This window comes from Actinoplanes sp. NPDC051346 (assembly GCF_040682215.1).
GTDB lineage: Bacteria > Actinomycetota > Actinomycetes > Mycobacteriales > Micromonosporaceae > Actinoplanes.
This window is the reverse complement of record NZ_JBFBAJ010000003.1, coordinates 29625-52125: the sequence shown is the minus strand read 5'-3', so window position 1 is coordinate 52125 and position 22501 is coordinate 29625. Positions and strand designations below refer to the sequence as shown.

20 protein-coding genes and 1 pseudogene are annotated in these 22501 nt (G+C 72.1%); 9 read left to right on the top strand and 12 right to left on the bottom strand.

Annotated elements, in window-relative coordinates:
- Positions 1-16 precede the first annotated feature (16 nt).
- Complete coding sequence (locus AB0M36_RS08535) at positions 17-1408, bottom strand: hypothetical protein (RefSeq protein ID WP_364154418.1); 1392 nt, start codon at positions 1406-1408, stop codon at positions 17-19.
- Positions 1409-1419: 11 nt separating this feature from the next.
- On the bottom strand, positions 1420-2031 hold the full coding sequence (locus AB0M36_RS08530) for a DUF4126 domain-containing protein (RefSeq protein WP_364154416.1): 612 nt from the start codon (positions 2029-2031) through the stop codon (positions 1420-1422).
- Between the two features lie 59 nt (positions 2032-2090).
- Between AB0M36_RS08530 and nucS the strand changes: the two genes are divergently transcribed.
- Positions 2091-2750, top strand: coding sequence for an endonuclease NucS (nucS, locus tag AB0M36_RS08525; RefSeq protein ID WP_364154413.1), 660 nt, complete (start codon positions 2091-2093; stop codon positions 2748-2750).
- Position 2751: 1 nt separating this feature from the next.
- Here nucS and AB0M36_RS08520 read toward each other — a convergent pair whose 3' ends face one another.
- The 6 genes from AB0M36_RS08520 to AB0M36_RS08495 all read right to left on the bottom strand — a co-directional run bounded on the left by AB0M36_RS08520 (position 2752) and on the right by AB0M36_RS08495 (position 8748).
- A complete protein-coding gene (locus tag AB0M36_RS08520) occupies positions 2752-3033 on the bottom strand; it encodes an NUDIX hydrolase (RefSeq protein WP_364154410.1) in 282 nt (93 codons plus the stop codon).
- A gap of 4 nt (positions 3034-3037) precedes the next feature.
- Positions 3038-3805, bottom strand: a complete 768-nt coding sequence (locus AB0M36_RS08515) for a hypothetical protein (protein ID WP_364154407.1) — start codon at positions 3803-3805, stop codon at positions 3038-3040.
- A 37-nt stretch (positions 3806-3842) separates the two neighbouring features.
- Positions 3843-5033, bottom strand: a complete 1191-nt coding sequence (locus tag AB0M36_RS08510) for a benzoate/H(+) symporter BenE family transporter (protein WP_364154405.1) — start codon at positions 5031-5033, stop codon at positions 3843-3845.
- Between the two features lie 66 nt (positions 5034-5099).
- Positions 5100-6596 carry a DUF6297 family protein gene (locus tag AB0M36_RS08505; protein WP_364154403.1) on the bottom strand — a complete coding sequence of 499 codons (1497 nt, stop codon included), beginning with the start codon at positions 6594-6596 and terminating at the stop codon, positions 5100-5102.
- Complete coding sequence (locus AB0M36_RS08500) at positions 6593-7231, bottom strand: ATP-binding cassette domain-containing protein (protein WP_364154400.1); 639 nt, start codon at positions 7229-7231, stop codon at positions 6593-6595. Before AB0M36_RS08500 ends, AB0M36_RS08505 begins: the two co-directional genes overlap by 4 nt.
- A 23-nt stretch (positions 7232-7254) precedes the next feature.
- Positions 7255-8748 carry an aldehyde dehydrogenase family protein gene (locus AB0M36_RS08495; RefSeq protein ID WP_364154398.1) on the bottom strand — a complete coding sequence of 498 codons (1494 nt, stop codon included), beginning with the start codon at positions 8746-8748 and terminating at the stop codon, positions 7255-7257.
- A gap of 57 nt (positions 8749-8805) precedes the next feature.
- On the opposite strand from AB0M36_RS08495, the gene AB0M36_RS08490 reads away from it, so the two are divergent.
- Together AB0M36_RS08490 and AB0M36_RS08485 are read left to right on the top strand one after the other, a co-directional pair.
- Entirely contained in the window at positions 8806-9132 is a 327-nt protein-coding gene (locus AB0M36_RS08490) for a hypothetical protein (RefSeq protein ID WP_364154396.1), read from the top strand.
- Between the two features lie 29 nt (positions 9133-9161).
- Positions 9162-9962, top strand: coding sequence for an alpha/beta hydrolase (locus tag AB0M36_RS08485; protein WP_364154393.1), 801 nt, complete (start codon positions 9162-9164; stop codon positions 9960-9962).
- A 43-nt stretch (positions 9963-10005) separates the two neighbouring features.
- On the opposite strand, the gene AB0M36_RS08480 is transcribed toward AB0M36_RS08485, so the two are convergent.
- From AB0M36_RS08480 to mce, 3 genes are all read right to left on the bottom strand, one after another.
- Positions 10006-11526 (bottom strand): Laminin subunit beta-1, encoded by a 1521-nt coding sequence (locus AB0M36_RS08480; protein WP_364155384.1) that lies wholly within the window; start codon positions 11524-11526, stop codon positions 10006-10008.
- A gap of 223 nt (positions 11527-11749) precedes the next feature.
- Positions 11750-13069: a DivIVA domain-containing protein gene (locus AB0M36_RS08475; RefSeq protein ID WP_364154390.1), complete on the bottom strand. Its 1320-nt coding sequence runs from the start codon at positions 13067-13069 to the stop codon at positions 11750-11752.
- Between the two features lie 279 nt (positions 13070-13348).
- Complete coding sequence (mce, locus tag AB0M36_RS08470; RefSeq protein ID WP_364154387.1) at positions 13349-13777, bottom strand: methylmalonyl-CoA epimerase; 429 nt, start codon at positions 13775-13777, stop codon at positions 13349-13351.
- Between the two features lie 179 nt (positions 13778-13956).
- On the opposite strand from mce, the gene AB0M36_RS08465 reads away from it, so the two are divergent.
- From AB0M36_RS08465 to AB0M36_RS08455, 3 genes are all read left to right on the top strand, one after another.
- Positions 13957-15144 carry an acetyl-CoA C-acetyltransferase gene (locus AB0M36_RS08465; RefSeq protein ID WP_364154384.1) on the top strand — a complete coding sequence of 396 codons (1188 nt, stop codon included), beginning with the start codon at positions 13957-13959 and terminating at the stop codon, positions 15142-15144.
- Entirely contained in the window at positions 15141-16166 is a 1026-nt protein-coding gene (gene meaB, locus AB0M36_RS08460; RefSeq protein ID WP_364154381.1) for a methylmalonyl Co-A mutase-associated GTPase MeaB, read from the top strand. Before AB0M36_RS08465 ends, meaB begins: the two co-directional genes overlap by 4 nt.
- Before the next feature lie 137 nt (positions 16167-16303).
- On the top strand, positions 16304-17863 hold the full coding sequence (locus AB0M36_RS08455) for a GGDEF domain-containing protein (RefSeq protein WP_364154378.1): 1560 nt from the start codon (positions 16304-16306) through the stop codon (positions 17861-17863).
- A 12-nt stretch (positions 17864-17875) separates the two neighbouring features.
- Here AB0M36_RS08455 and AB0M36_RS08450 read toward each other — a convergent pair whose 3' ends face one another.
- Positions 17876-18526 carry a Pr6Pr family membrane protein gene (locus tag AB0M36_RS08450; protein ID WP_364154376.1) on the bottom strand — a complete coding sequence of 217 codons (651 nt, stop codon included), beginning with the start codon at positions 18524-18526 and terminating at the stop codon, positions 17876-17878.
- A 98-nt stretch (positions 18527-18624) separates the two neighbouring features.
- On the opposite strand from AB0M36_RS08450, the gene AB0M36_RS08445 reads away from it, so the two are divergent.
- The 3 genes and pseudogenes from AB0M36_RS08445 to AB0M36_RS08435 form a co-directional block, all read left to right on the top strand.
- The gene (locus AB0M36_RS08445; protein WP_364154373.1) at positions 18625-20298 is read left to right on the top strand and encodes a methylmalonyl-CoA mutase family protein; all 1674 of its coding nucleotides are present in this window, start codon (positions 18625-18627) and stop codon (positions 20296-20298) included.
- 120 nt (positions 20299-20418) lie between these two features.
- The gene (locus tag AB0M36_RS08440) at positions 20419-21366 is read left to right on the top strand and encodes a tetratricopeptide repeat protein (RefSeq protein WP_364154370.1); all 948 of its coding nucleotides are present in this window, start codon (positions 20419-20421) and stop codon (positions 21364-21366) included.
- 18 nt (positions 21367-21384) lie between these two features.
- A pseudogene (locus tag AB0M36_RS08435) lies at positions 21385-22281 on the top strand (arginase family protein); the annotation flags it as partial.
- Positions 22282-22501: the final 220 nt, after the last annotated feature.

The window sequence follows — 22501 nt, the reverse complement described above, 5'->3', positions numbered from 1 at the left end:
GAGGGGTTTGCCGACCTTATGGACGGCGTGTCGCATTCGAACGGTCAATCCGCGCGACGGCGACGCCCTCCCCGGCCCGGGTCAGCCAGCGCGGATCGGTGCTCACGAGGTCGCGCCAGAGCCGGGCGGCGATCAGGTCCGCACCCTCCACGGTCCAGCGGTGCAGCGTCTCGCGCGGCACGTACCGGCGGAACCAGTCGAGGGCCCGGCGAGCGTCGCCGTCCAGGCCGTCTGTCTTCGGCACGCGATCGTACGGACGGATTCCCAGCACGCGGCAGTAGTGCAGCGCGTTGTAGTACTGCCACTCCTCGGTGGTGCCGAATCCCCCGGCGGGCTTCAGCCTGCGCACCTGATCCTCCAGGACCGCCCGCAACTCGGTGGCGCGGACCAACGACTGATCCGCCACGCCCGGCCCCCGCGCGTGCAGCCGGCGCTCCACCGTGGGCAGCTCGACGAGCGGGCTGCGCAACAGCCGCGCGACGTCACCGAAGTCGTCCAACGCGCGCCGCGTCAACCGCCGGAACTCGTCCTCGTCCAGCGCGATCATCCGGTGCCGCTCGCGCCGCCGGGGCAGTGCCTCGGCCGCCATCAGCAGCGCCGCGCGGTTCAGCCGCAGCCGATCCTGATGCAGGAACGCCAGCCGATCCAGCCCGGCCCGCACCGGCGCGGCCAGCCCGACCGCACCCAGCACCACCGCCACCAGCACGAACTGCGGCACGACCACCGCACCCTTGTGGGGCGCCGCGAGCATCGTCAGCGTGGCCGGCCCGGCACAGAGCAGGGTGGCCGCCACGGCACCGACGAACGAGCGCCGCAGGTGGGTCATCAGCCGCTCACCCGCCTCCACCGCGTCCGCGACGGCGACAAGAAATCCGAACATCAACAGGTCGAGACCCATCGCGGCGATCACCGGCTCGCCCGCGCCGAGGCCGATGGGGGCGAGCACCACGGTCAGCCCGACGGCGTAGAGCACGGCTGTGGCGCTCAGCGCGACCGGCAACGGGTGCGGCCTGACCCGGTCGCGGTGACGCATCAGCAGGGCCGTCGCGCCGGCCAGCGGCGCGAGGGCGACGAGCTTGCCCACGCCGGGCAACACCACGGCGAGGATCAGGAACAGCCCGGACGCGTACGCCCAGCCGAGGTTGACCAGCCGCCGCTCCGGAGCGTCGCGTGGCAGCAGCGCCGTCGCCACCCCGGACCAGCACAACACCGGCACGCAGAGCAGCACCTCGGCCGCCGCCGAGCCGGGTGCGACGCTCCAGACGGCGACCGCCAGAGCGTACGCGGCGAGCGCCCCGCCCGAGCGCCACAGCACGACCCGAGCCGGATCCCGTGCGACGAGATAACACCCGAGCCACCACGTGAGGGCGAAGGCGGGTACGGCGAGCGCGGGCACCGGGGCAGTCAACCAAACGGACGCTAAGTCCCGACACCCTCGAAAGGCGCCCGTGCCCTCCCACGCCGCCGACGTCGCCTGATCACCCACATGGCGAAAAGAACGAGCGCCACGAGGGCGAGCAGGACGAGCACCGGCAGCAGAATCGCGAGCAACGACAGCAGCACGCTCGTGATGTCCTCGGCCGTACTGACCACGGGAGCGCCGACCCCCGCCGTGGTGGCGTTGACCACCGGCCGCGAAGCGGCCTTGAGCGCGTGGACACAGAACGCGATGAACACACCGGCGGCGACCGGCACCCACTGGTGCGACCCGAAGAACGCACCCGGATCCGCGACGGTCACCGTCTCGGACGACGCCCCGGCGCCGAACGCCAACCCGCCCGCGGTGGGCCGGACCACGGTCTGCACGACATCGTTCACATGGTCGACCACGGGCACCTTGTCGGCGACGACCTCCACGGCGAGCAGCACCGCCAGGATGAGCAGAACCCACCCGTTCGAGAGCCACTGCCATCCGCTGGGCAGGTCGACGGCGGTGGTCCACCGCGCCAGCACACCCATCACGAGCAGCGGAACGTACGCGTTCAGCCCGGCGGACGCCGCCAGGCCACCACCGGTAAGGACCTCGAGCACGAACTCAGCATGACACCGCCGCGCTCGCCCCGCCCGGGAGCGGAGGCTACCCTCGTGCGGTGCGCCTGGTCATCGCGAAATGCTCCGTCGACTATGTCGGCCGTCTCTCCGCCCATCTACCGCCGGCTGTGCGCCTGCTGATGGTCAAGGCCGACGGGTCGGTGTCCATCCACGCCGACGACCGCGCCTACAAGCCGCTGAACTGGATGAGCCCACCCTGCAAGCTCCAGGAGGCGCCGGGCGTCTGGAAGGTCGTCAACAAGGCGGGCGAGGAACTGCGGATCACCCTCGAGGAGATCTTCCAGGACACCTCCTACGACCTGGGCGTGGACCCGGGCCTGGTCAAGGACGGCGTGGAGGCCCACCTCCAGGAACTGCTCGCGGCCCACCCGGAAACCTTCGGCGAGGGCTGGACCCTCGTCCGCCGCGAATACATGACCGCGATCGGCCCGGTCGACCTCCTCTGCCGCGACGCCAACGGCGCCGCCGCCGCCGTCGAAATCAAACGCCGCGGCGAGATCGACGGCGTCGAGCAGCTCACCCGCTACCTGGAGCTGATGAACCGCGACCCGCTACTCGCCCCGGTCCAGGGCATCTTCGCGGCCCAGGAGATCAAACCGCAGGCCCGAGTCCTGGCCACCGACCGCGGCATCCGCTGCGTCGTGGTCGACTACGACAAGCTACGCGGCATGGACCGCAACGAACTGACCCTCTTCTGAGTCAGGCGACGAAGAAGCCGTTCTCCAGGTAGACCGTGGTGCCGTCCGCGCGGGCCTGGACGGCCGCCATGATCCGGCGGGTCAGGAGGTTGGAGAGGCGCTCGTCGACCTCGCGCATTGCCGCGGCGTACGGCGACTCGTCGGCCTCGACCGCACCACCCGGGATCTCCCAGTGGTCCTTATAGGTCGGCTCGACCAGCAGCACCCGGCCGCGATCGTCCGACAGCAGCACCGCGGCCCCCATCCGCTTGCGAGGCAACGTCGTGGTGAAGTCGTGGGTCACCGGTTCAGGCTAGCCATCCGACGTCCGGCACCCATTGATCACCGAGTAGGCCGTTCAGCACGGAGACGACGACGCTGAGCAGGAAGGAGGCCAGGATGCCGGTCAGCAGGCCGAGCCATCCGCGGTCCCGTGAATCGGTGTCGGACTTTCCGGCGGGCCGGGCGGTGCGTGACCACGGACGGTCTCGAAATAACCAGAACATCAGGCCCAAGCCGTACGGGGCGGTCCACGTCAACCAGAACCAGTACCAGCGGGTGCCGAGCACCGGTGCCGGCCCGGTAACGACGACCGCGAGGAAGGCGAGGATGAGGAGGGCCTCCGCGCCGGTGACCCACGGGGGTTGGGCGTCGACGGCTCCGGATCGGTCCTCCAGTCCGGCGGCTGCCAGGTCCTGGGCGATGCTGGCCGCGCCGGGCCCGGAGTAGCCGTCCTCGTCGACGGTGCCGGTGAGCGTCGCATCCCCGAGGTCGTCCGTGTCGGTCCAGTGGATCCGGCCGTCGTCGGTACGCCACGCGAAGATCGGACCTTGGGTGCCCGCGGACCGCAGGGTCGGGTTGCCGAACCAGCGGCGCGGGCCGTCGGAGTCCCACGAGTCACCCCACCGGTATTCGGTCAGGTGCTTGCCGGCCACGGCTGCCCGCGCCTCGTCGTAGCCGGCCTGCCGGGGCGCTGACCACCAGCTCAGCGCTGCCGCGACCAGCCACATCACCAGCAGGGCCGCGCGGAACACGCTCCACCACCGACCGGGTCGATCCGGGGAGTCCACAGCCATGATCACATCGTGTCAGGTGCTTGCCGCGAGCCGGCGGCTAGTGAGCCTGGCGGGGTCCGCGGCGGGTGACCAGGGCGGTGAGTACGCCGGCGAGGAGGCCCCAGAAGGCCGAGCCGATGCCGAGCAGGCTCACCCCGGAGGCCGTCGCGAGGAACGTCACCAGGGCCGGCTCGCGCCAGCGTTCGTCGGTCAGGGCGGACGCCAGGGAGCCGCCGATCGTGCCGAGCAGGCCCAGGCCGGCGATCGCCAGCACGAGGAACGCGGGCAGGGCGGTGAGCAGCGCCGCCACCGTGGCGCCGAACAGGCCGACGATCAGGTAGAAGGTGCCGGCCCAGACGGAGGCGAGGTAGCGCTGACGGCGGTCGGGGTGGGCCTCCTCGCCGGTGCAGATGGCCGCGGTGATCGCGGCGAGGTTGAGGCCGAAGCAGCCGAACGGGGCCAGCGCGACGTTGACCGCGCCGGTCCATCCGATCAGGGGCGAGACCGGCACCTGGTAGCCGGCGTTGCGCAGGACCGCGACGCCGGGCAGGTTCTGTGACGCCATGGTGACGACGAAGAGCGGGAGGCCGACGCTGACGATCACCTGGGCGTCGAATGTGGGCATGATGAAGACGGGTTCGGCCAGGGCGACGCGTACGGCGCCCGGGTGCAGTGAGCCGTCCAGGGCGGCCGCCACCACACCCACGGTGAGGGCCACCAGCACCGCGTAGCGTGACAGCCAGCGGCGGCTCACCAGGTAGGCGAGGAACATCGCCACTACCACGACGAAGTGGTCGTCGAGCGCGGCGAACAGCCCGGTGCCGAACTGGACCAGCACCCCGGCGAGCAGTCCCGCCGCCAGCGGCACGGGAACCCGGTCCATCATCCGCTCGAACCAGCCGGTCAGCCCGCTCAGGGTGATCAGCAGGGCGGAGACTCCGAAGGCGCCGACCGCCTGTTCCATGGTCGCGCCGTCCAGGCCGGTCACCATCAGGGCGGCGCCGGGGGTCGACCAGGCGGTGACCACCGGGGCGCGGTAGCGCAGCGAGAGGCCGATGCAGGTCACACCCATGCCGACGCCGAGGGCCAGCATCCACGAGGCGATCTGTTCGGGTGTGCCGCCGGCGGCTTCCGCGGCGGTGAACACGATGGCGGCCGAGCTGGTCACGCCGACGAGCACCGCGACCAGGCCCGCGGTCATGGCCGACGGCGCCATCACCCGTCCGGCGCCGCGGAGGGCGGCCTTCACCGTCGGTTGCCGAGGGACAGCTGAGGCAGTAGCACCCGGTGACTCTACTGTCGCCGCGGATCCGGCCTATCGGCCGCTCAACTCGACGCGGTCGGACTCCGTGGTGCCGCTGAGGTAGGCGCGGGCGCCGAACACGCCGACCGCCGCCTGTACCACGACTGAAGTCCAGGCCAGCGGTTCACCCTGGGCGATCTGCACGATCGTCGGCACGCCCAGCAGCAGTACGTCGAACCCCGCGACCGCCGCGATCAGCGGGCCGGTCGCCACCGATCCCATCGGGGTCTCTAGCGGCATCAGCGAGTTGTCCACGAAGCCGGTGCGGCCCTTGCGGACCGCGGCCACGGCGCCGACCGGGCCGAGGGCCAGGCCCAGGGCCCACCACGGGCCCGGCGGCAGGTGGCCGAGGGCGTGCAGCAGGGTGAGGGCGGCGGCGTACCAGGCCGCCGCCAGGACGCCCGGCACCCAGAGCCGTTGCAGGACCACCGTTCGCGAGCTCAGCCCGAGCATGCGCAGCATCCACGGGTTGCCCGCGTCGGTGCGGATGTTCGCGGCCGTCACGCCGCCGGCGAGCAGACCGCCGGCGAGGGCCGCCATGGCGAGGATCCAGGCCGGTGCGTTGCCCGCCAGGGCCGGCAGGGCCGTCGCCCCGGCCAGCCACAGCAGACGCCGGGGGCGGCGGCGCAGCGCCAGCAGGTCCTGGGCCACCAGCACGGGGAGGCGGGCGGGCAGCCGCGTCGACCGCAGCTTCCGGTGCGCCCAGTAGCGGCGCTCGACCATCTCCGTGACGAACGACGGCTCCACGCCGTACGCCGAATCCCAGAGCGTGCCGGCCGTGCGGGAGGCCTCCAGGATGCGGTCGTTGGGGGTGCGGTCCAGGCCGCGTACGGCGATGAGCAGGAATGCCGTCACGATCAGCGCGAGTGCCACCGCAGCGCCGGCCACGACGGACATCGCGGGCCAGCCGGGGGGCGCTCCGGGCGCGAACCCGGCCGACTCCGCGACCAGGCCGGCCAGACCCGCCGCGAGCAACAGGCTCGCGAGGTCGTCCGAACGGGCCGACCACCAGCGGTCCGCCTGCGCGGCGAGCGCCAGAAGCAGCAGCGCGGCGCCGGACAGCGCGCCGATCAGGGGCAGCAGCGCCGCCGGTTCCGGCACCGGGCGGGCGGTGGCATACCCGAGGACCGCGACGCCGCCCAGCGCTCCCACGGCGGCCGCGCCGACGACCGCGACCAGCAGCGAGGGCAGCAACAACCGGCGGCGGCCGACCGGCGCCGTGAGCAGCCAGGAGGCGGCCGGGCGGCTCAGACCCAGCGGGCCGAGGCGGCGCAGGATCAGATAGACGGCGCCGGTCAGCGCCGCGGCGAGCGCGGTGCCGGTCAGGACGGAGGCGTGCGGTGTGCCGGGCCAGACGACAGCCATGAGCCGCTCGTGCAGCATGCCGCCGACGATCACGACGAAGAGGGCGGCGAAGTAGACGTTGCCGAGCGTCTCGCCGCGACCGCGGTGCGCCGACTGCGTGCGCCGGATCCAGCGGCGTACCCCGGGGAGACCGACCGTGGTCATGCCGAGACCAGATCGGCCATGCCCGTCACGTCCGTGCCGGCCGCGGCCGCGAAGGAATCGTCGTGGCTGGCCATCAGGAGCGTCCCGCCGTCCTTACGGTACGCCGCGAGCAGCGCCGCCACCTCCGCGCGGCCCTCGGGGTCGAGCCGCTGCTCGGGCTCGTCGAGGATCAGCAGCCGGCTCGGGCGCAGCAGGGCCAGCATCAGGGTGAGGCGCTGCTTCTGCCCGGACGACATCGACGGCGGGCTCGCGTCGGCGTGCGTGGCGATGCCGAACCGCTCGAACGCCTCCTCCACTCCGGCTTGCGCCGGATCCTGGCCGTGCGCGCGGCACACCAGCTCGGCGTGCTCGCGCGCGGTCAACCCCGGATACCAGCTCGGCGGCTCCACCGTGGTCGCCACGGCCCGCCAGAACTCCGGTGTGGACCCGGGCGGGCCGCCGAACACCTCGATCTCGCCCGCGTCGGGCCGCTGGAGGCTGGCGACGCAGCGCAGCAACGTGGACTTGCCGATGCCGTTCTCGCCGGTGACGCAGACCCCGGCGCCGACCGGGACGGTCAGGGCGACGTCGACCAGCACCGGGTTCGAGCCGTAGCTCACCGACAGGCCGCGGACCTCGATCGCTGGTTGATCCACTCCGGTGACGCTAACAAACACGCTCAGGGGCGGCGGCCGTACAGCAGCTTCAGCGCCTTGACGATGCGCTGGACCTGGGCCGGGGTGCGTTCGAAGGTCATCGCGGGCAGCATCGAGGGCGCCCGGCGCACGGTGATGGCCTTGGGCACGCCGAACTCGCGCAGTCCCTCCTCGCCGTGGATGCGCCCGAAGCCGGAGTCGCCCACGCCGCCGAACGGCAGGTTCGCCATGCCGACGAAGCTCAGCGTCGAGTTCACCGACACCATGCCGGTGCGCAGCCGCCGGGCGATCCGGATGGCGTTGGCCTTGCCGAAGACCGCTCCGCCGAGACCGTACGGCAGGGCGTTGGCCTTCTCCACCGCCTCGTTGGCATCGGCGACCTTGGTGATCGTCAGCGTCGGCCCGAAGGTCTCCTCCCGGATCGCGGCCGAGTCCTCGGGCACGTCGACGAGCACCGTGGGGGAGACGTGCGGCGGCTGCACCGCGTCGGCCCCGCCCAGCACGGCCCTGCCGCCGCTCTTCAGGGCGTCGTCGATGTGCCGGCGCACCACGTCGATCTGGCCGGGCATGGTCATCGGGCCGATGTCCTCGCCGATCTTCAGCTTGCCGGCCTTGGCGACCACGGCCTCGACGAAGGCGTCGTAGACCGGCGCGACGGCGTACACCCGCTCGATGCCGATGCAGGTCTGCCCGGCGTTGGTCATGGCGCCCCAGACGGCGGCCTCGGCCGCCGCGTTGACGTCGGCGTCGGCGTCGACGATCAGCGCGTCCTTGCCGCCGGCCTCGATGATGACCGGGGTCAGCGTCTCGGCGCAGGTGGCCATGACCTTCTTGCCGGTGGCGGTCGAGCCGGTGAAGGCCACCTTGCCGACGCCGGAGCGGCAGAGCAGGGCGCCGACGTCGCCGAGGCCGTGGATGGCCTGCAGGACGGGCTGCTCGGGGACCACCTCCGCGAACGTGTCGACCAGCCATTGACCGACCGCGGGGGTGTACTCGCTGGGCTTGAGCACCACGGCGTTGCCGGCGGCGAGCGCGCCGGAGATCGGCCCCAGCGGGGTGAGGATCGGGTAGTTCCAGGGGCCGATGACGCCGACGACCCCGTACGGCTGGTATTCGAGGTGACCGGCGTGCTCGGCGAGCAGCAGCCGCGACCGCGTCCGGCGCGGGCCGAGCACGCGCCGCGCATGACGGGCGGCCCAGTCGGTGTGCTCGATCGCGGCGCTGGCCTCGACGATGGCGTCGGCGACCGGCTTGCCGGTCTCGGTGTGCGTGAGCGCTGCCAGCTCCTCCAGCCGCTCGGCGAGCAGGGCGCGCCAGCGCAGCATGCGGACCTTCCGCTCGTCGAAGCCGAGGCCCGCCCACCACGCGCCGGCCGCGCGGGCGCGCTCGACCGCGGCGGTGACTGCCGCGGCGTCGGCGACGGGCACGCGCCCGGCCTCCACCCCGGTCGCAGGACTGGTCGAGATGAGGAAGCCGTCCTCGACCACGGGGACACCGGGAGTACGCGTAGCCGTCATGAACGCGAGTCTATGTCGCATTCATGGTTCTGCACCTCACACGTACGCTTGATAATCATGAGTCCTCGCCGAAATCGCCCCCGCCGTGACGAGTCGCCCCTCGTCCCGGACGAGCGCGTACGCCGGGGCGTGGAGGGCGTCCAGCAGTATCGCGACGGCGAGTGGATGGTCCGGTCGATCTTCGGCGGGGCGGCGGTCAAGACATATCGGTGCCCGGGCTGCATGCAGGACATCAGGCCCGGGATCGCGCACATCGTGGCCTGGCCGGCCGACGACCGCGGCGACGAGTCGGATCGCCGGCACTGGCACACCGGCTGCTGGCAGGCGCGCGATCGGCGCGGCCCGGGGGTGGAACGCTCCCGCAACGCGCCCCGCTACGGGTGACCTGCCGTTCCTGGGGAAAGATCGAGGACGTGACCAACCAGATCCGCGCGAACTCCGTCCTGCCGGCCCGCCGGGAGGACATCGAACTGCACACCGCCGACGGGCTGACCCTCGTCGGCGAGCTGGCCCGGCCGCTCGACCGCGATCCGGTCGCCACGCTGGTGTGCCTGCATCCGCTGCCCACCCACGGCGGAATGATGGACAGCCACGTGTTCCGCAAGGCGGCCTGGCGCCTGCCGGCCCTGGCCGGCGTCGCGGTGCTGCGCTTCAACACCCGCGGCACCTCCAGCGTCCGTGGCACGAGCGAGGGCGCGTTCTCCGCGGCGGTGGACGAGAAGTACGACGTGGCGGCGGCCATCGAGTACGCGGAGTTCGCCGACCTGCCGCACGTCTGGCTCCTCGGCTGGTCCTTCGGCACCGACCTCACTCTTATGCACGGCCTCGACCCGGTCGTCGAGGGCGCCGTCCTGCTGTCGCCGCCGCTGCGCTTCTCCGGACCCGAGCACCTCGCGGCGTGGGCCGACGCCGGCAAGCCGGTGACGGCGCTGGTCCCGGAGTTCGACGACTACCTGCGCCCGGACGCCGCCCTCGAGCGGTTCCGGGCCATTCCGCGGGCCGAGGTCATCGGCGTGCCCGGCGCCAAGCACCTGTGGGTCGGCGACGCCGAGACGGTCCTCGACGAGATCGTGCGCCGGGTCGCCCCGGGTGTGAGTGTGCCGCTGCCGCGCGAGTGGGACGGACCGATCGAATCCGGGGACATGAACGCGTACGCGGACCGCACAGTGGCCGCCTTCGCGGACGTCCCCGTGCCGGGACCGACCACCGAGTAGGCGCTGACGCGCCGTGCCCGTTGGCCGGGGGCGTCGTGGCCGGTCAGTCCGCCTCGGCGCCGACCCGGCTCCCGGCGGGCCGGGTGGTCACCTTCGCGGATGCGGTGATCTTGCCGGGGCTGGCGACCGCGCCGGGAGCGGGCGGCAGATCCGGCCCGCGCTGTCCGGCCTGCTGTGCGACCGGGGCAGTGCCCGTGGCCGATCCCGCCTCGGGCGTGCCCGCGCCGGGGTTGGGAGCTCCCGCGGCTGAGCCCGAGGAGGTCGGGCCGGTCGCGGCGGTCGGCACGTCGTCCGGGTCGTCGTTGTCGTCCTCGGGGGAGGCCGCGGCCGCGAGGACCGCCGCCGCGGCGAGCTCCGCCACGCGCTTGGCTTCCTTCTGGACCTGGCGGCGGACGTCGGTGGCGTGGCGCTCGGCCGCCTCGCCCGCGCGCTTCGCCTCCGCGACCTTCGTCAGCTCCGCCTCGAGCTCGCGTTGAACCTCGGCGAGGCGCTGTTGCACGCGTTCCGCCTCGCGTTCGCCGGCGGCCCGGCGATCGGCGGCCTCGGCGGCCTTCTTCTCCGACTCGGTGACCTTGGCCCGAGCGGCTTCGAGGTCCCGGCCGGCCGCGGCAATCTTGTCGTGCTGGCTCGCGATCTCCTTGCGGACGGCCGTGGCCTGCTCGTCGGAGCGGCGAAGGACCTCTTCGGCGTACTTGTCGGCCTCGCTGCGCAGGTCGGCGCACTGCTTCTCGACGGAAGTGCGCATCTGCCCGAGCTCCTGGACGACCTCCTGGCGGCGCTGGCCCACCTCGCGCTCGACTTTGGCCTTCAGCTCGGCGTGCTCGCGGTCGGCGTCGGCGCGCTGCTTCGCGATGTCCTGCTGAGTCTTGTCGCGCAGTGCCTTGATCTCCTGCTCGGCCTGCAACCGGGTGGACTTGGCATAGCCGTCCGCCTCGGCGCGGACCCGCTGGGCCTCCTGGGCGGTGGCCTCGGTGAGCTGGCGGGCCTCGGCCCGGGCGCGGGTCAGGGTCGACTCTGCCTCGGCGCGCATCTGCTCGGCGGACTGGCGGCTGGCGGCGAGCGCCTTCTCCGCGGCGGCGCGGCGGGCGACGTCGGCCTTCTCCTCGTCGGCGCGACGGGCCGCGAGGGTGATCTCGAAGTCGCGGATGCCGTCGTGCGCGTGCGCCTCGGCCTCGGCCCGGATGCGCTCCGCCTCGGCCAGGCGCGCGGCGATGTCGTCGGTGGCGGAATTCTTGATGTCCGCCGCGACCTCTTCGGCCTTGGCGAGGATCTCCTCCACTTTGGGCCCGAGGTGGCGGAACGACACCTCGGCGCCGACGCCGGGCTGGCGGCGCGCCTGGGACAGCTCCTGCTGGATCCGGTCGAGCTGGCCCATCAGCGCCTGGTTCTGCAGCTGGGCGCCGTCACGCTCGCTGATCAGCGTGGCGATCTCGGTCTCGGCGCGGGCGACGTAACGCTCGACCTGTTTCTTCTCGTAACCCCGCAGGGCGGTCTCGAAGCTGGGCTCCGGTGGCGTCTCTCCACCGAGACCGAAGATTTCCCCGCCGTGCGACATGCTGTCCATCCTCACATACGCATCGTCCCGTGACGTGTCGATACACACCGGCCTGGCGGGACTGTGCGTCTGGTCGCAAATTGTCTGGTGTCGGGCGTTGTGCGAGAAGCGAAGGGCCGTACCGGGAAGGTCTCCGGTACGGCCCATACACAGGTCTCGTACAGCCGGCCCGGTCCTCTAACCGTTACGCACCCCTCGGGGTGGCGCAACCGGGGACCGAGTGGCGAAAGACTCAGCTCGTCTTGGCGGCCGCCTCGGTCTTGCCCGCGTCGGCGCCGCCCTCGGCGGCCCGCTGTGCGGGGGTTTCCGGCCTGGCCTCGCCCTTCTGGCCGGTCTCGGCCTTCTGGACGGTCTCGGCGGCCTTGGCGGCGGCACCGACGGTGGGCACCAGGCCGGACAGGCCGGAGAGCATCTGGCCGAGCTGGTTGGTGACGGCGTCCTTCTGCCGGGTGAGGTCCTCGACCTCCCGCTTGGCGGCCTGCGTGGTGAGCTCGGCCTCCTGGCGCGCCTCGCTCAGCAGGCGCTGCGACTCGGTGCGCGCCTCGGTGACCGTCTTCTCGGCGAGGGCGCGGGCCTTCTCCACCTTCTCCACCGCGGTGCGCTCGGATTCGACCCGGCGCGTCTCGGCGCGCTGCTCGATCTCCTTGGCGCGGTCCTCGGCGGCGCGGGCGCGCTCCTCGGCCTCGGCGACCATCCGCTGAGTCGCGTTGACCTGGGCGGCGTGCCGCTCGGACTCCTCGCGCTCGGCCTTCTCGCGGCGCTCCGCGATCTCCAGCGCCAGGGCCTGCAGGTCCTTGTCGCGCTTGTCGCGGGCGTCGGTCAGCAGCTTGGTCGCCTCGGCGCGCTTCTCCTCGGCCTCCCGGGCCGACTTGGCCCGCAGTTGGGTGATCTCCCGCTCGGCGGTGGCCCGCAGCGAGGCCACCTCCCGCTCGACGGTCGATTTCAGCTCGGCGACCTCGTGAGCGGTGACCGTACGCAGCTGCTTGGTCTCGCGGTCGGCGTCGGAGCGCAGCGTGTCGGCCTCGCGCCGGGCCTGCACCCGGGCCTCGGCGGACTCGCGTTCCGCGTGCGTGCGAACCTGCCCCGCCTCGCGCTCGGCCGTCGCCTTCATGGCGGCCGCCTCGGCGCGAGCCTTGTCCGTGATCTCCCGTGCTTCCAGCCGCGCCGCGGAGAGGATGCCCTCGGACTCCCGCTTGGCCTCGCTCCGGTGATCGTTCGCCTGTTCCTCGGCCAGCCGCAGGATCTGCTCGACCCGGGTGCCCAGCCCGGAGAGCGTCGGCCGATTGTTCTCTTCGAGCAGTTTGTTGCTGTCCGCGAGTTTTTGCTCTAGCGCGTTAAGACGCTGCTCCGCCTGCCGCAGACGGCGCTGCGCGTCGTTCATCCGCTGCTCGGCCTCGCCACGGGCCAGCTCGGACTGATTCAGGGCGGCGACCAGCCGACCGAGGTGGGCATCCACCTGCCCGCGGTCGTATCCACGCAGGACAACCGTGAAGTCGTGCTGCGAATTTGCGGCTTCGAAGAACGCGAGATTGGCATCCGGCTGCTGGGGCATTGCGACATACTGGCAGACCCCCCAGGGGGATACGCAAGACCGTACGGCCCGGGTAAACGGGCAAAAGATCGGCTTCGGCCCGCCCGTCGAGGGGTCGGGCCGGCCGTTCGGAGGGCCCCGGAGGGGTCGTCCGCGCACAGTGTCGTCGCACCGCTACCTGCTGTGCAGCGGCCGAAGGGAGATCATCGCACAGCGGCCTCTTGCGGCGCTCCTCGATGCCGACGATCCTGCCAGTCCGCGGCGGCGGCGTCAGGACGTTTCACCCTGAAGGCTGACGAATCAGGCGGGCTCCACGAGCTCCACGAGCACTCCGCCGGCGTCCTTGGGGTGAACGAAGTTGATGCGGGATCCGCCCGTTCCGCGCTTCGGCTCGGCGTAGAGCAGCCGGAGCCCCCGGGCCCGCAGCGCGGCGCTCGCCGCGTCGACGTCGCGCACCGTGTACGCGAGCTGTTGCAGTCCCGGCCCGTTGCGGTCGAGGAACTTGCCGATCGCCGAGTCGGGGCGCAGCGGCGCGAGCAACTGGATGCGTGCGCCGTCGGCGTCGGCGGCCATCATCGCCTCGCGGACGCCCTGCTCCTCGTTCGTCTCCTGGTGCACGCAGCGCAGCCCGAAGGTCCGCTCGTAGAAGGCGATCGCCTCGTCGATGTCCGCTACGGCGATGCCGACGTGATCAATATGCAGGACGCCGACGTCAGGGAGATCTTCCATGCCGGAGAGTGTGACATTCTCCCTGCGGTCCCCTCTGGGTGGCGTAGGGCTCGTCCCGCTAGTCTGTGCTTAACCATCGTTCAGGCGTCGCGGCCGGTCCCCCACGAGGGGCGCTGCCGCGTCCCTTGCCCACCCCGTCGTAGCCAACCGACGTTGCGAAATGCGAAAGCGGAGCCACCGTGACCAGTTCGGTGATCGTCAGCGGCGCTCGTACCCCCATGGGCCGCCTCCTCGGAAACCTCATGAACGTGCCGGCCACCGCCCTCGGCGGCTACGCGATCGCCGCGGCGCTCGAGCGTGGCGGGGTCAGCCCCGAGCAGGTGCAGTACGTGATCATGGGCCAGGTGCTCCAGGCGGGCACCGGGCAGATCACCGCGCGTCAGGCCGCCGTGGCCGCGGGCATCCCGATGACCACCCCGGCGCTGACGGTCAACAAGGTCTGCCTCTCCGGCATCGACGCGATCGCCCTGGCCGACCAGCTGATCCGGGCCGGCGAGTTCGACATCGTGGTGGCCGGCGGCATGGAGTCGATGACCAACGCCCCGCACCTGCTCATGGGGCAGCGCCAGGGCAAGAAGTACGGCGACATCCTCGTTCGCGACCACACCGCCTACGACGGCCTGATGGACCCGTGGGACGCCATCTCCATGGGCGACTCGACCGAGCGCAGCGGCAAGGAGCTCGGCATCACCCGGGCCGAGCAGGACGCTTTCGCCGCGCTCAGCCACCAGCGTGCGGCGGCGGCGCAGCGCAACGGCCACTTCGCCGAGGAGATCGTCCCGATCAAGTCGGGTCAGCGCGGCGTCGACACCCTGATCGACACCGACGAGGGAGTGCGCCCCGACGCCACCGCCGAGTCGCTGGCCGGCCTGCGCCCGGCCTTCGACAAGGACGGCACCATCACCGCGGGCAGCGCGTCACCGATCTCCGACGGTGCCGCGGCGGTCATCGTGATGAGCAAGGCCAAGGCCGAGGAGCTGGGGCTCACCTGGATCGCCGAGATCGGCGCACACGGCAACGTCGCCGGACCGGACAGCTCGCTGCAGGCCCAGCCGGCCAACGCCATCAAGCACGCGTTGAGCAAGGCCGGCATGACCGTCGCCGACCTCGACCTCATCGAGATGAACGAGGCGTTCGCCCAGGTCGTCATCCACTCGATGCGCGAGCTGAAGGTCAACGAGGACATCGTCAACGTCAACGGCGGCGCGATCGCGCTCGGCCACCCGATCGGCATGTCCGGCGCGCGGCTGGTCCTGACCCTGGCGCTGGAGCTCAAGCGCCGCGGCGGCGGCACCGGCGCGGCGGCGCTCTGCGGCGGTGGCGGCCAGGGCGATGCTCTGATCATCAAGGTACCCTCGGCAGCATGAGTGGTGGCGTCGGCGGCGAGGCCGCGGTGACCACGGCCTCCGCCGCCGGCGCACGCCGCAACCGCATGCGCGATGTGCCCACCCTGGTCGCGGGAGCCCGCGAGGGCGACCCGCGATCGGTGGCGCGGCTGATCAGCATGGTGGAGAACGGCGACCCCAAGCTGGCCGAGGTCGCCGCGGCGCTGGCACCCTATGCGGGCCGCGCCCAGATCGTCGGCCTCACCGGCTCGCCCGGCGTCGGCAAGTCCACCACCACCAACGAGCTGGTCCGCGCCCTGCGCCGGGCCGGGCACCGGGTGGGCGTGCTGGCCGTCGACCCCTCCAGCCCGTTCACCGGCGGCGCGATCCTCGGCGACCGCGTCCGCATGCAGGAACACACCACGGACCCGGGCGTCTACATCCGCTCGATGTCGAGCCGGGGCCAGCTCGGCGGGCTCGCCGCGGCCACACCGCAGGCGGTCCGCGTGCTCGAGGGCGCCGGCTGCGACGTGGTGCTCGTCGAGACGGTCGGTGTCGGCCAGGCCGAGGTGGAGATCGCCTCGCTCGCCGACACCACCCTGGTGCTGCTCGCACCGGGCATGGGCGACGCCATCCAGGCGGTCAAGGCCGGCATCCTCGAGATCGCCGACGTCTTCGTCGTCAACAAGGCGGACCGTCCCGGCGCCGACGCCACCTACCGCGACATCCAGGGCATGCTCGGCCTCGGCGAGCGCGGCCCGGGCGACTGGCGCCCGCAGGTGGTGCGTGCCACCGCGGTCAAGGGCGAGGGCATCGACGACGTGGTGGCGGCCATCGAGAAGCACCGCGACTGGCTCAAGCAGTCCGGCTCGCTGCGGACCGCGCACGAGAAGCGGGCCGCCGTGGAGGTCGAGGCGATCGCGCTGGGCACGCTGCGTGCCCGGATGGGCTCTCTGCACGAGGGTACGGCGCTCGGCAAGCTCGCGGCCCAGGTGGCGGACGGCCTCATCGACCCGTACGCGGCGGCCGACGCCCTTCTCACGGAGCTCGGCGACCGCCGCTGAGCCCGCGCCGCGCCGCCGTCGCTTGATCTTCACGCACCAACCGGTTCAAGTTCCTCAAGTCTGTGCCCAGGTGGCCGATGGGAGGAGCCAACACTCTCGCCTCTCCCGGCGGGCGGTGGGACCGGAAGAGGGTAACGATGGGCCGACATTGGGAAGCGCAGCCGCGGTGGCGCGCCGACCCGGTGCTGACGGGCCTGATCGTCCTCACGCTCGGCTCGGTGGTCGGCTTCTGGCCGGGAGTCGCTCCGGTCGCCGGCCAGGTCACGGTCTTCTGGCTGCTTCTGCTCGTCATCCACAGCAGTTTCGTGCGGTCGTCCTGGCGCGTCGCGCGGTTCGCCGGTCCGGCGCCGGGCGCCGGTCGTCCCGAGGCGGAGCGGGCGCGCGCGGGGCAGAGCATGTGGCGCCTGTTCGCGGTCGCCGGCGGTGTCATGATGGCCGGCAGCGTGGTGCAGCTCGTGACGGTCGTCGGAAACCCGCTGGCGCCGGTGGCGTCGGCGGGAACCGGGGCCCAGGTCGGCTCCATCGCCGTCGCCCTGGGGATCGTCGTCGTCGGGATGCTGCGCCATCCGCTCGGCGTCATGAGCATGGCGGAACGGTTCCGCCTCCGCGTCGACGTGGCCACGGTGATGGCGGCCGCGCTGACCTTCGGACTGTGGCTCACCGAGCTGCCGCCCGGGACCCGCGACTTCGCGTGGGCGGCCCGGGCCTCGTTGTCGCTGCTGGTCCAGCCCGGCCTCTTCCTTGTCGTGATCTTCGCGGTCATCAAGGTCGCCCTGGGCGGCCAGTCGCCCTTCACCCGGGCGGTCGGCGTTCTCGGCGGAACCGCCGCGGCGCTGCAGGCGCTGCTGCAGGCGCTGCCCTTCTCGATGTACGTGCAGCAGCCCACCCAGTCGTGGCTGTTCGCGGCGAACATCCTGACGAGCGCTCTGCTCGCGACCGCCGTACGGGTCCAGGAACGCCGCGTCCGCGCCGCCGAGCCGATCGCCGCGCACGAACCGATTCGCCCCTACAGCCTGTTGCCGTACGCCGCGATGGGCGCCGTCTGGTCACTGTCCGCCCTGGTGCTCGCGCTCCACGGGCTCGACGCCCGGACGTGGGTCGTCGCGGTCGGCGCCATGGTGACCACGACACTGGTCGTCGGCCGGCAGGTGGCCGCGTTCCGGCACATCGCGGAGCTGCTGCGCGAGCGCGACGAACTCGCCGCCCAGCTTACCCAGCTCGCGTTCTACGACGGGTTGACCAAGCTCGCCAACCGCGGCCTGTTCATGCGGCGCCTGCACGACGCCCTCGCCGCCGGTCCGGTGACCGTCTTCCTCGTGGACCTCGACGACTTCAAGCCGGTCAACGACGCGCACGGGCACGCCACCGGCGACCAGTTGCTGATCGAGGCGGGACGGCGGCTGAAGGCCTGTGCGCGCGAGGGCGACACGGTCGCCCGGCTGGGCGGCGACGAGTTCGCCGTACTGATGGCCGGGCTGAGCGCCGAGCGGCGGGCCGAGCTGGCCGACGTCCTGGCGCGGGCGCTGAGCGGGGAGGTCCGGATCGGCAACGCCGTCGTGGAGCTGCGGGCCAGCATCGGCATGGCCACCGGGCGGCACGGCGTGCACGATCCCGACAGCCTGCTGCACGAGGCCGACATGGCGATGTACGCGGTCAAGAACCGCCACCGCGCGCTCCTCGACAGCGAACGCGCGTAGGGAAAAGCGGCGTCAGGGTCGCTCGCCGACAATCTCCACACCGGTCGTGGCCGGCTCGTCGGTCGCGGCGGCCTTCCGCCGGGCGGTGAGCCGGTCGATGCCGACGAACGCGAGGCCCAACAGCCAGAACGCGACCGCGAAGAACACCGCGCTGAGCGCCACGCCGCCGTAGCCGAGGTCGTTCACGTCGAGGAACGGGTACGGATACTTGTTCTTGATCAGCCCCCGGATCAGGGCGAAGACCAGATAGCCCAGCGGGAAGGCCAGCCAGTAGGCGGCGTAGCGCACCTTGAAGCGTCCGCGTTCGTCGAAGAGCAGCCAGTCCAGGACCGCGAGCAGCGGAACCACCGTGTGCAGCAGCTGGTTGCCGACCGCCTCGGCGGGCGTGCGGTCGTACGGGGCGTTCGCGAAGCCGCTGGCCGGGTTCGCCAGCACGAGGTGGTAGACGAGCCCGGTGATGGTCACGTAGAGGGTGACGGCACCCTTCACCGCGGCCGGCACGGCGCGGGTCCGGAACACCGTCCAGGCCGCGAAGACGGCGTACGCGATGTTGCTCTGGTTGGTGAAATAGGGGAGCAGGCCGGTCAGGGTCTGTGGCCCGGAGGCGTTCAGTGTCACGCCGGAAAAGACGGCCAGCATGCTCACGATCCGTACGATCTTCACGTACGGCAGGGTAGATCAGGCGCCGTCCGGGCGGGAGTACCAAGATCAGCGGCGCCAGGCCTTAGCGATCGTTCAGCTTTGCGCATACGATGTGCGCCATGGACGCAGCCGACATCGCCGCCGGTCGCGAGCGCTGGCAGAAGCGCTACGACGACGCCCGCAAACGGGACGCCGACTTCACCACGCTGTCCGGGGTGAGCCTCGACCCGGTCTACGGACCCGCGCCCGGGGACACCGTCGAGGATTTCGAGCGGATCGGCTGGCCGGGCGAGTTCCCGTACACCCGGGGTCTCTATCCGACCGGATATCGCGGACGGACCTGGACGATCCGGCAGTTCGCGGGGTTCGGCAACGCCCAGCAGACCAACGAGCGCTACAAGATGATCCTGGCCGCCGGCGGCGGCGGGCTGAGCGTCGCGTTCGACATGCCGACGCTGATGGGCCGCGACTCCGACGAACCGGAGTCGCTCGGCGAGGTCGGCCACTGCGGCGTCGCCATCGACTCGGCCGCCGACATGGACGTGCTCTTCGACGGCATCAAGCTGCAGGACGTCACGACCAGCATGACGATCTCCGGGCCGGCCGTCCCGGTCTTCTGCATGTACCTCGTCGCGGCCGAGCGGCAGGGCGCCGACCTGAGCAAGCTCGACGGCACCCTGCAGACCGACATCTTCAAGGAATACATCGCGCAGAAGGAATGGCTCTTCGCGCCCGAGCCGCACCTGCGGCTCATCGGCGACCTGATGGAGTACTGCGCGCGTGAGATCCCCAAGTACAAGCCGCTGTCGGTCTCGGGCTACCACATCCGCGAGGCCGGGGCGACCGCCGCGCAGGAGCTGGCCTACACGCTGGCCGACGGCTTCGGCTACGTCGAGCTCGGGCTCAGCCGGGGCCTCGACGTCAACCAGTTCGCGCCCGGCCTGAGCTTCTTCTTCGACGCACACGTCGACTTCTTCGAGGAGATCGCCAAGTTCCGCGCCGCCCGCCGCATCTGGGCCCGCCATCTGCGCGACGAATACGGCGCCACCAGCGAGAAGGCCCTCTGGCTGAAGTTCCACACCCAGACCGCGGGCGTCTCGCTCACCGCGCAGCAGCCCGTCAACAACGTCGTGCGTACGGCCGTCGAGGCGCTCGCCGCGGTCCTGGGCGGCACCAACTCGCTGCACACCAACGCCCTCGACGAGACCCTCGCGCTGCCGACCGACGAGTCCGCCGAGATCGCCCTGCGGACCCAGCAGGTGCTGATGGAGGAGACCGGCGTGACCAATGTGGCCGATCCGCTGGGCGGCTCCTGGTATGTCGAGGCGCTCACCGACCGCATCGAGGCGGAGGCGGAGGAGATCTTCGCCCGCATCCGCGACCTCGGCGAGGACGGCTCGATGACCTCGGGCATCCTGCGCGGCATCGAGGACGGCTGGTTCACGGCCAACATCGCCGAGGCGGCGTTCGTCTACCAGCAGGCCCTGGAGAAGAACGACAAGCGGATCGTCGGGGTCAACGTGCACACCGGCACGGTCGCCAAGGACCTCGAGATCCTGCGCGTCTCGCACGAGGTCGAGGTGGTGCAGCGGCGCGAGCTGATCGCCCGCAAGACCGATCGCGATCCCGTACGCGTCCAGCAGGCGTTGGCGCGTCTGGTCGAGACCGCGCGCACCGGCGACAACATGATCCCCGCGATGCTCGACGCGGCCCGGGCCGAGGCGACCCTGGGCGAGATCTGCGGCGTGCTCAAGGACGAGTGGGGTATCTACCGGGAGCCGGCCCGCTTCTAGGGCCGGCCCCGCCGGTGCTGACGGCCGGCGACAGGCCCCGAGGCAGGGCGGTGTGACGTCCGATATCGCCTGCCCGGCGGCGCGGCGGACGGCGGGCGGTGCGTGCGAGACTAGGTAACCATGAGCGACCCACGGACCACTCCGTCGATCTTCACCCGCGGCGCGGTCGACCTCGGCGCGCTGCGGCCTGCGAACAAGCCCGCGCCCTCCGGTCCCGCCGGCCCCGGTGCCGGTGCGGCACCCGCCGGGCCGGCCGGACACACCGCGCCGCCGGCGCCCGCCAGCCCCGGCGCCGCGAGCGCCGCGGTGATCGACGTGACCGAAGCGAATTTCCAGACGACCGTGCTCCAGCTGTCGATGACGACCCCGGTCATCCTCGACTTCTGGGCCGACTGGTGCGAGCCGTGCAAGCAGCTCTCACCGGTCCTGGAGAAGCTCGCCGCCGAGGGCGGCGGCAGCTGGGTGCTCGGCAAGGTCGACGTGGACGCCAACCCGCGGCTCGCCCAGGCGCTGCGCGTGCAGGGCATCCCGATGGTGGTCGCGCTGGTCGGCGGGCAGCTCGTCGAGGGCTTCACCGGCGTACTGCCCGAGGTGGAGATCCGCCGCTACGTCGACGCGGTGCTCAAGGCCGGCGGGGTCGAGGTCGCGCCGCTGGAGGACCCGCGGATGGACGCGGCCGACGACGCCCTGATGAGCGGCGACCTAGACGCGGCCGAGGCGGCGTACAAGAAGATCCTCGCCGAGTCGCCGCAGGACCACGCGGCCGAGTCCGGGCTGGCCCAGGTCGAGCTCTACCGCCGCGTTTCCGGTGCCGACGCGGCGAGCGTGATGGCCCGGGCCGCGGCGGATCCCGACGACCTCGACGCCCAGCGGCTCGCCGCCGACATCGAGGTCCTCAGCGGACAGGCGCCCGAGGCCTACGAGCGGCTCGTCGCCGCCGTCAAGCGCTCCACGGGCGACGACCGTGACGCCGTACGCAAGCATCTGCTGTCGCTCTTCGCCGTCGCCGGGCCGGACGACCCGGCCGTCGCGGGCGCCCGTCGCGCGCTCGCCCGCGCGCTCTTCTAGGTAGGTCGGAGGGGCTCCATGCGCCGCATAGCCGTGCTCGACGCACCGTCCAATCTCGGTCTGCGCCCGCCGACCGCGACGTCGGTGCCGGGCTGCGCCAAGGCGCCTGGAGCCCTGCGCGACCAAGGCCTGCTGCGCCGCCTCCACGCCCGCGACGCCGGCTGCCTGACGCCGCCGCGCTACGACCCCGGCGAATGGCGACCGGGCGACGGCGTCTGCCATGCCCCGGAGATCGCCCGCTACTCCCGGCGCCTCGCCGACCGCATCGGCGAGATCATCGACGAGGGCGAGTTCCCGGTCGTGCTCGGCGGCGACTGCTCGATCGTCCTCGGCTCGGCTCTCGCCATGCACCGCCTCGGCGAGGCCGTGGGCGGCCGCATCGGCCTGGTCTTCGTCGACGGCCACTCGGACTTCCGCCACCCCGGCAACGCCTCCTACGTCGGCGCGGCCGCCGGCGAGGACCTCGCCCTGGTCACCGGCCGGGGCCAGTCCGACCTGGCGGCGATCGAGGGACGGCGGCCCTACTACCGCGACATCGACGTGGTGGTGATGGGCATCCGCGCCCAGGACGAATACCGCCTCGACCTGCAGGCGGCCGGCATCGTGACCCGTCCCGTGCCGACCCTGCGCGTGGAGGGCGCGGCCCGCAGCGCGCAGTGGGCCCGGGATCAGCTCGTGGACTGCGCGGGTTACTGGGTGCATCTCGACGTGGACGTGCTCGACCCGGCGGTCATGCCGGCGGTGGACGCGCCGGAGCCGGGCGGCATCGCGTTTCCGGAGCTGGAGCTGCTGCTGGCCGGCCTCGTCGAGTCGCCGCACTGCCTGGGCGTGGAGATCACGGTCTTCGACCCCGACTACGACCCCGACGGCTCCTACGCGGAGGAGATCACCGAGGCGATCGTGGCGGGGCTGAAGTCGGCGCACACGGTGGACGCCCGACCGGACCTGATCGCCGCCCGCGCCGACCTGCTGGCGCCGGGGGCGCCGGGCCTGCTCGCCCCGCCTGCGGCAGATTTGGCACCTGTAGCTGAGACAGACGCGGCCCTACCGTCGTCCGTCGTCGCTGAAATCGACGCTGAAACGGATGTCGACGCCGACGCGCATTCCGAAGCCGCCCTCGATGCCGCGATCGCGG

Coding starts and splice junctions, on each gene's coding strand:
- AB0M36_RS08515 (WP_364154407.1), bottom strand. CDS start 3,805: ATGGCTGTGGACTCCCCGGATCGACCCGGTCGGTGGTGGAGCGTGTTC.
- AB0M36_RS08505 (WP_364154403.1), bottom strand. CDS start 6,596: ATGACCACGGTCGGTCTCCCCGGGGTACGCCGCTGGATCCGGCGCACG.
- AB0M36_RS08495 (WP_364154398.1), bottom strand. CDS start 8,748: ATGACGGCTACGCGTACTCCCGGTGTCCCCGTGGTCGAGGACGGCTTC.
- AB0M36_RS08490 (WP_364154396.1), top strand. CDS start 8,806: ATGAGTCCTCGCCGAAATCGCCCCCGCCGTGACGAGTCGCCCCTCGTC.
- AB0M36_RS08480 (WP_364155384.1), bottom strand. CDS start 11,526: ATGGACAGCATGTCGCACGGCGGGGAAATCTTCGGTCTCGGTGGAGAG.
- AB0M36_RS08475 (WP_364154390.1), bottom strand. CDS start 13,069: ATGCCCCAGCAGCCGGATGCCAATCTCGCGTTCTTCGAAGCCGCAAAT.
- mce (WP_364154387.1), bottom strand. CDS start 13,777: ATGGAAGATCTCCCTGACGTCGGCGTCCTGCATATTGATCACGTCGGC.
- meaB (WP_364154381.1), top strand. CDS start 15,141: ATGAGTGGTGGCGTCGGCGGCGAGGCCGCGGTGACCACGGCCTCCGCC.
- AB0M36_RS08455 (WP_364154378.1), top strand. CDS start 16,304: ATGGGCCGACATTGGGAAGCGCAGCCGCGGTGGCGCGCCGACCCGGTG.
- AB0M36_RS08445 (WP_364154373.1), top strand. CDS start 18,625: ATGGACGCAGCCGACATCGCCGCCGGTCGCGAGCGCTGGCAGAAGCGC.
- AB0M36_RS08440 (WP_364154370.1), top strand. CDS start 20,419: ATGAGCGACCCACGGACCACTCCGTCGATCTTCACCCGCGGCGCGGTC.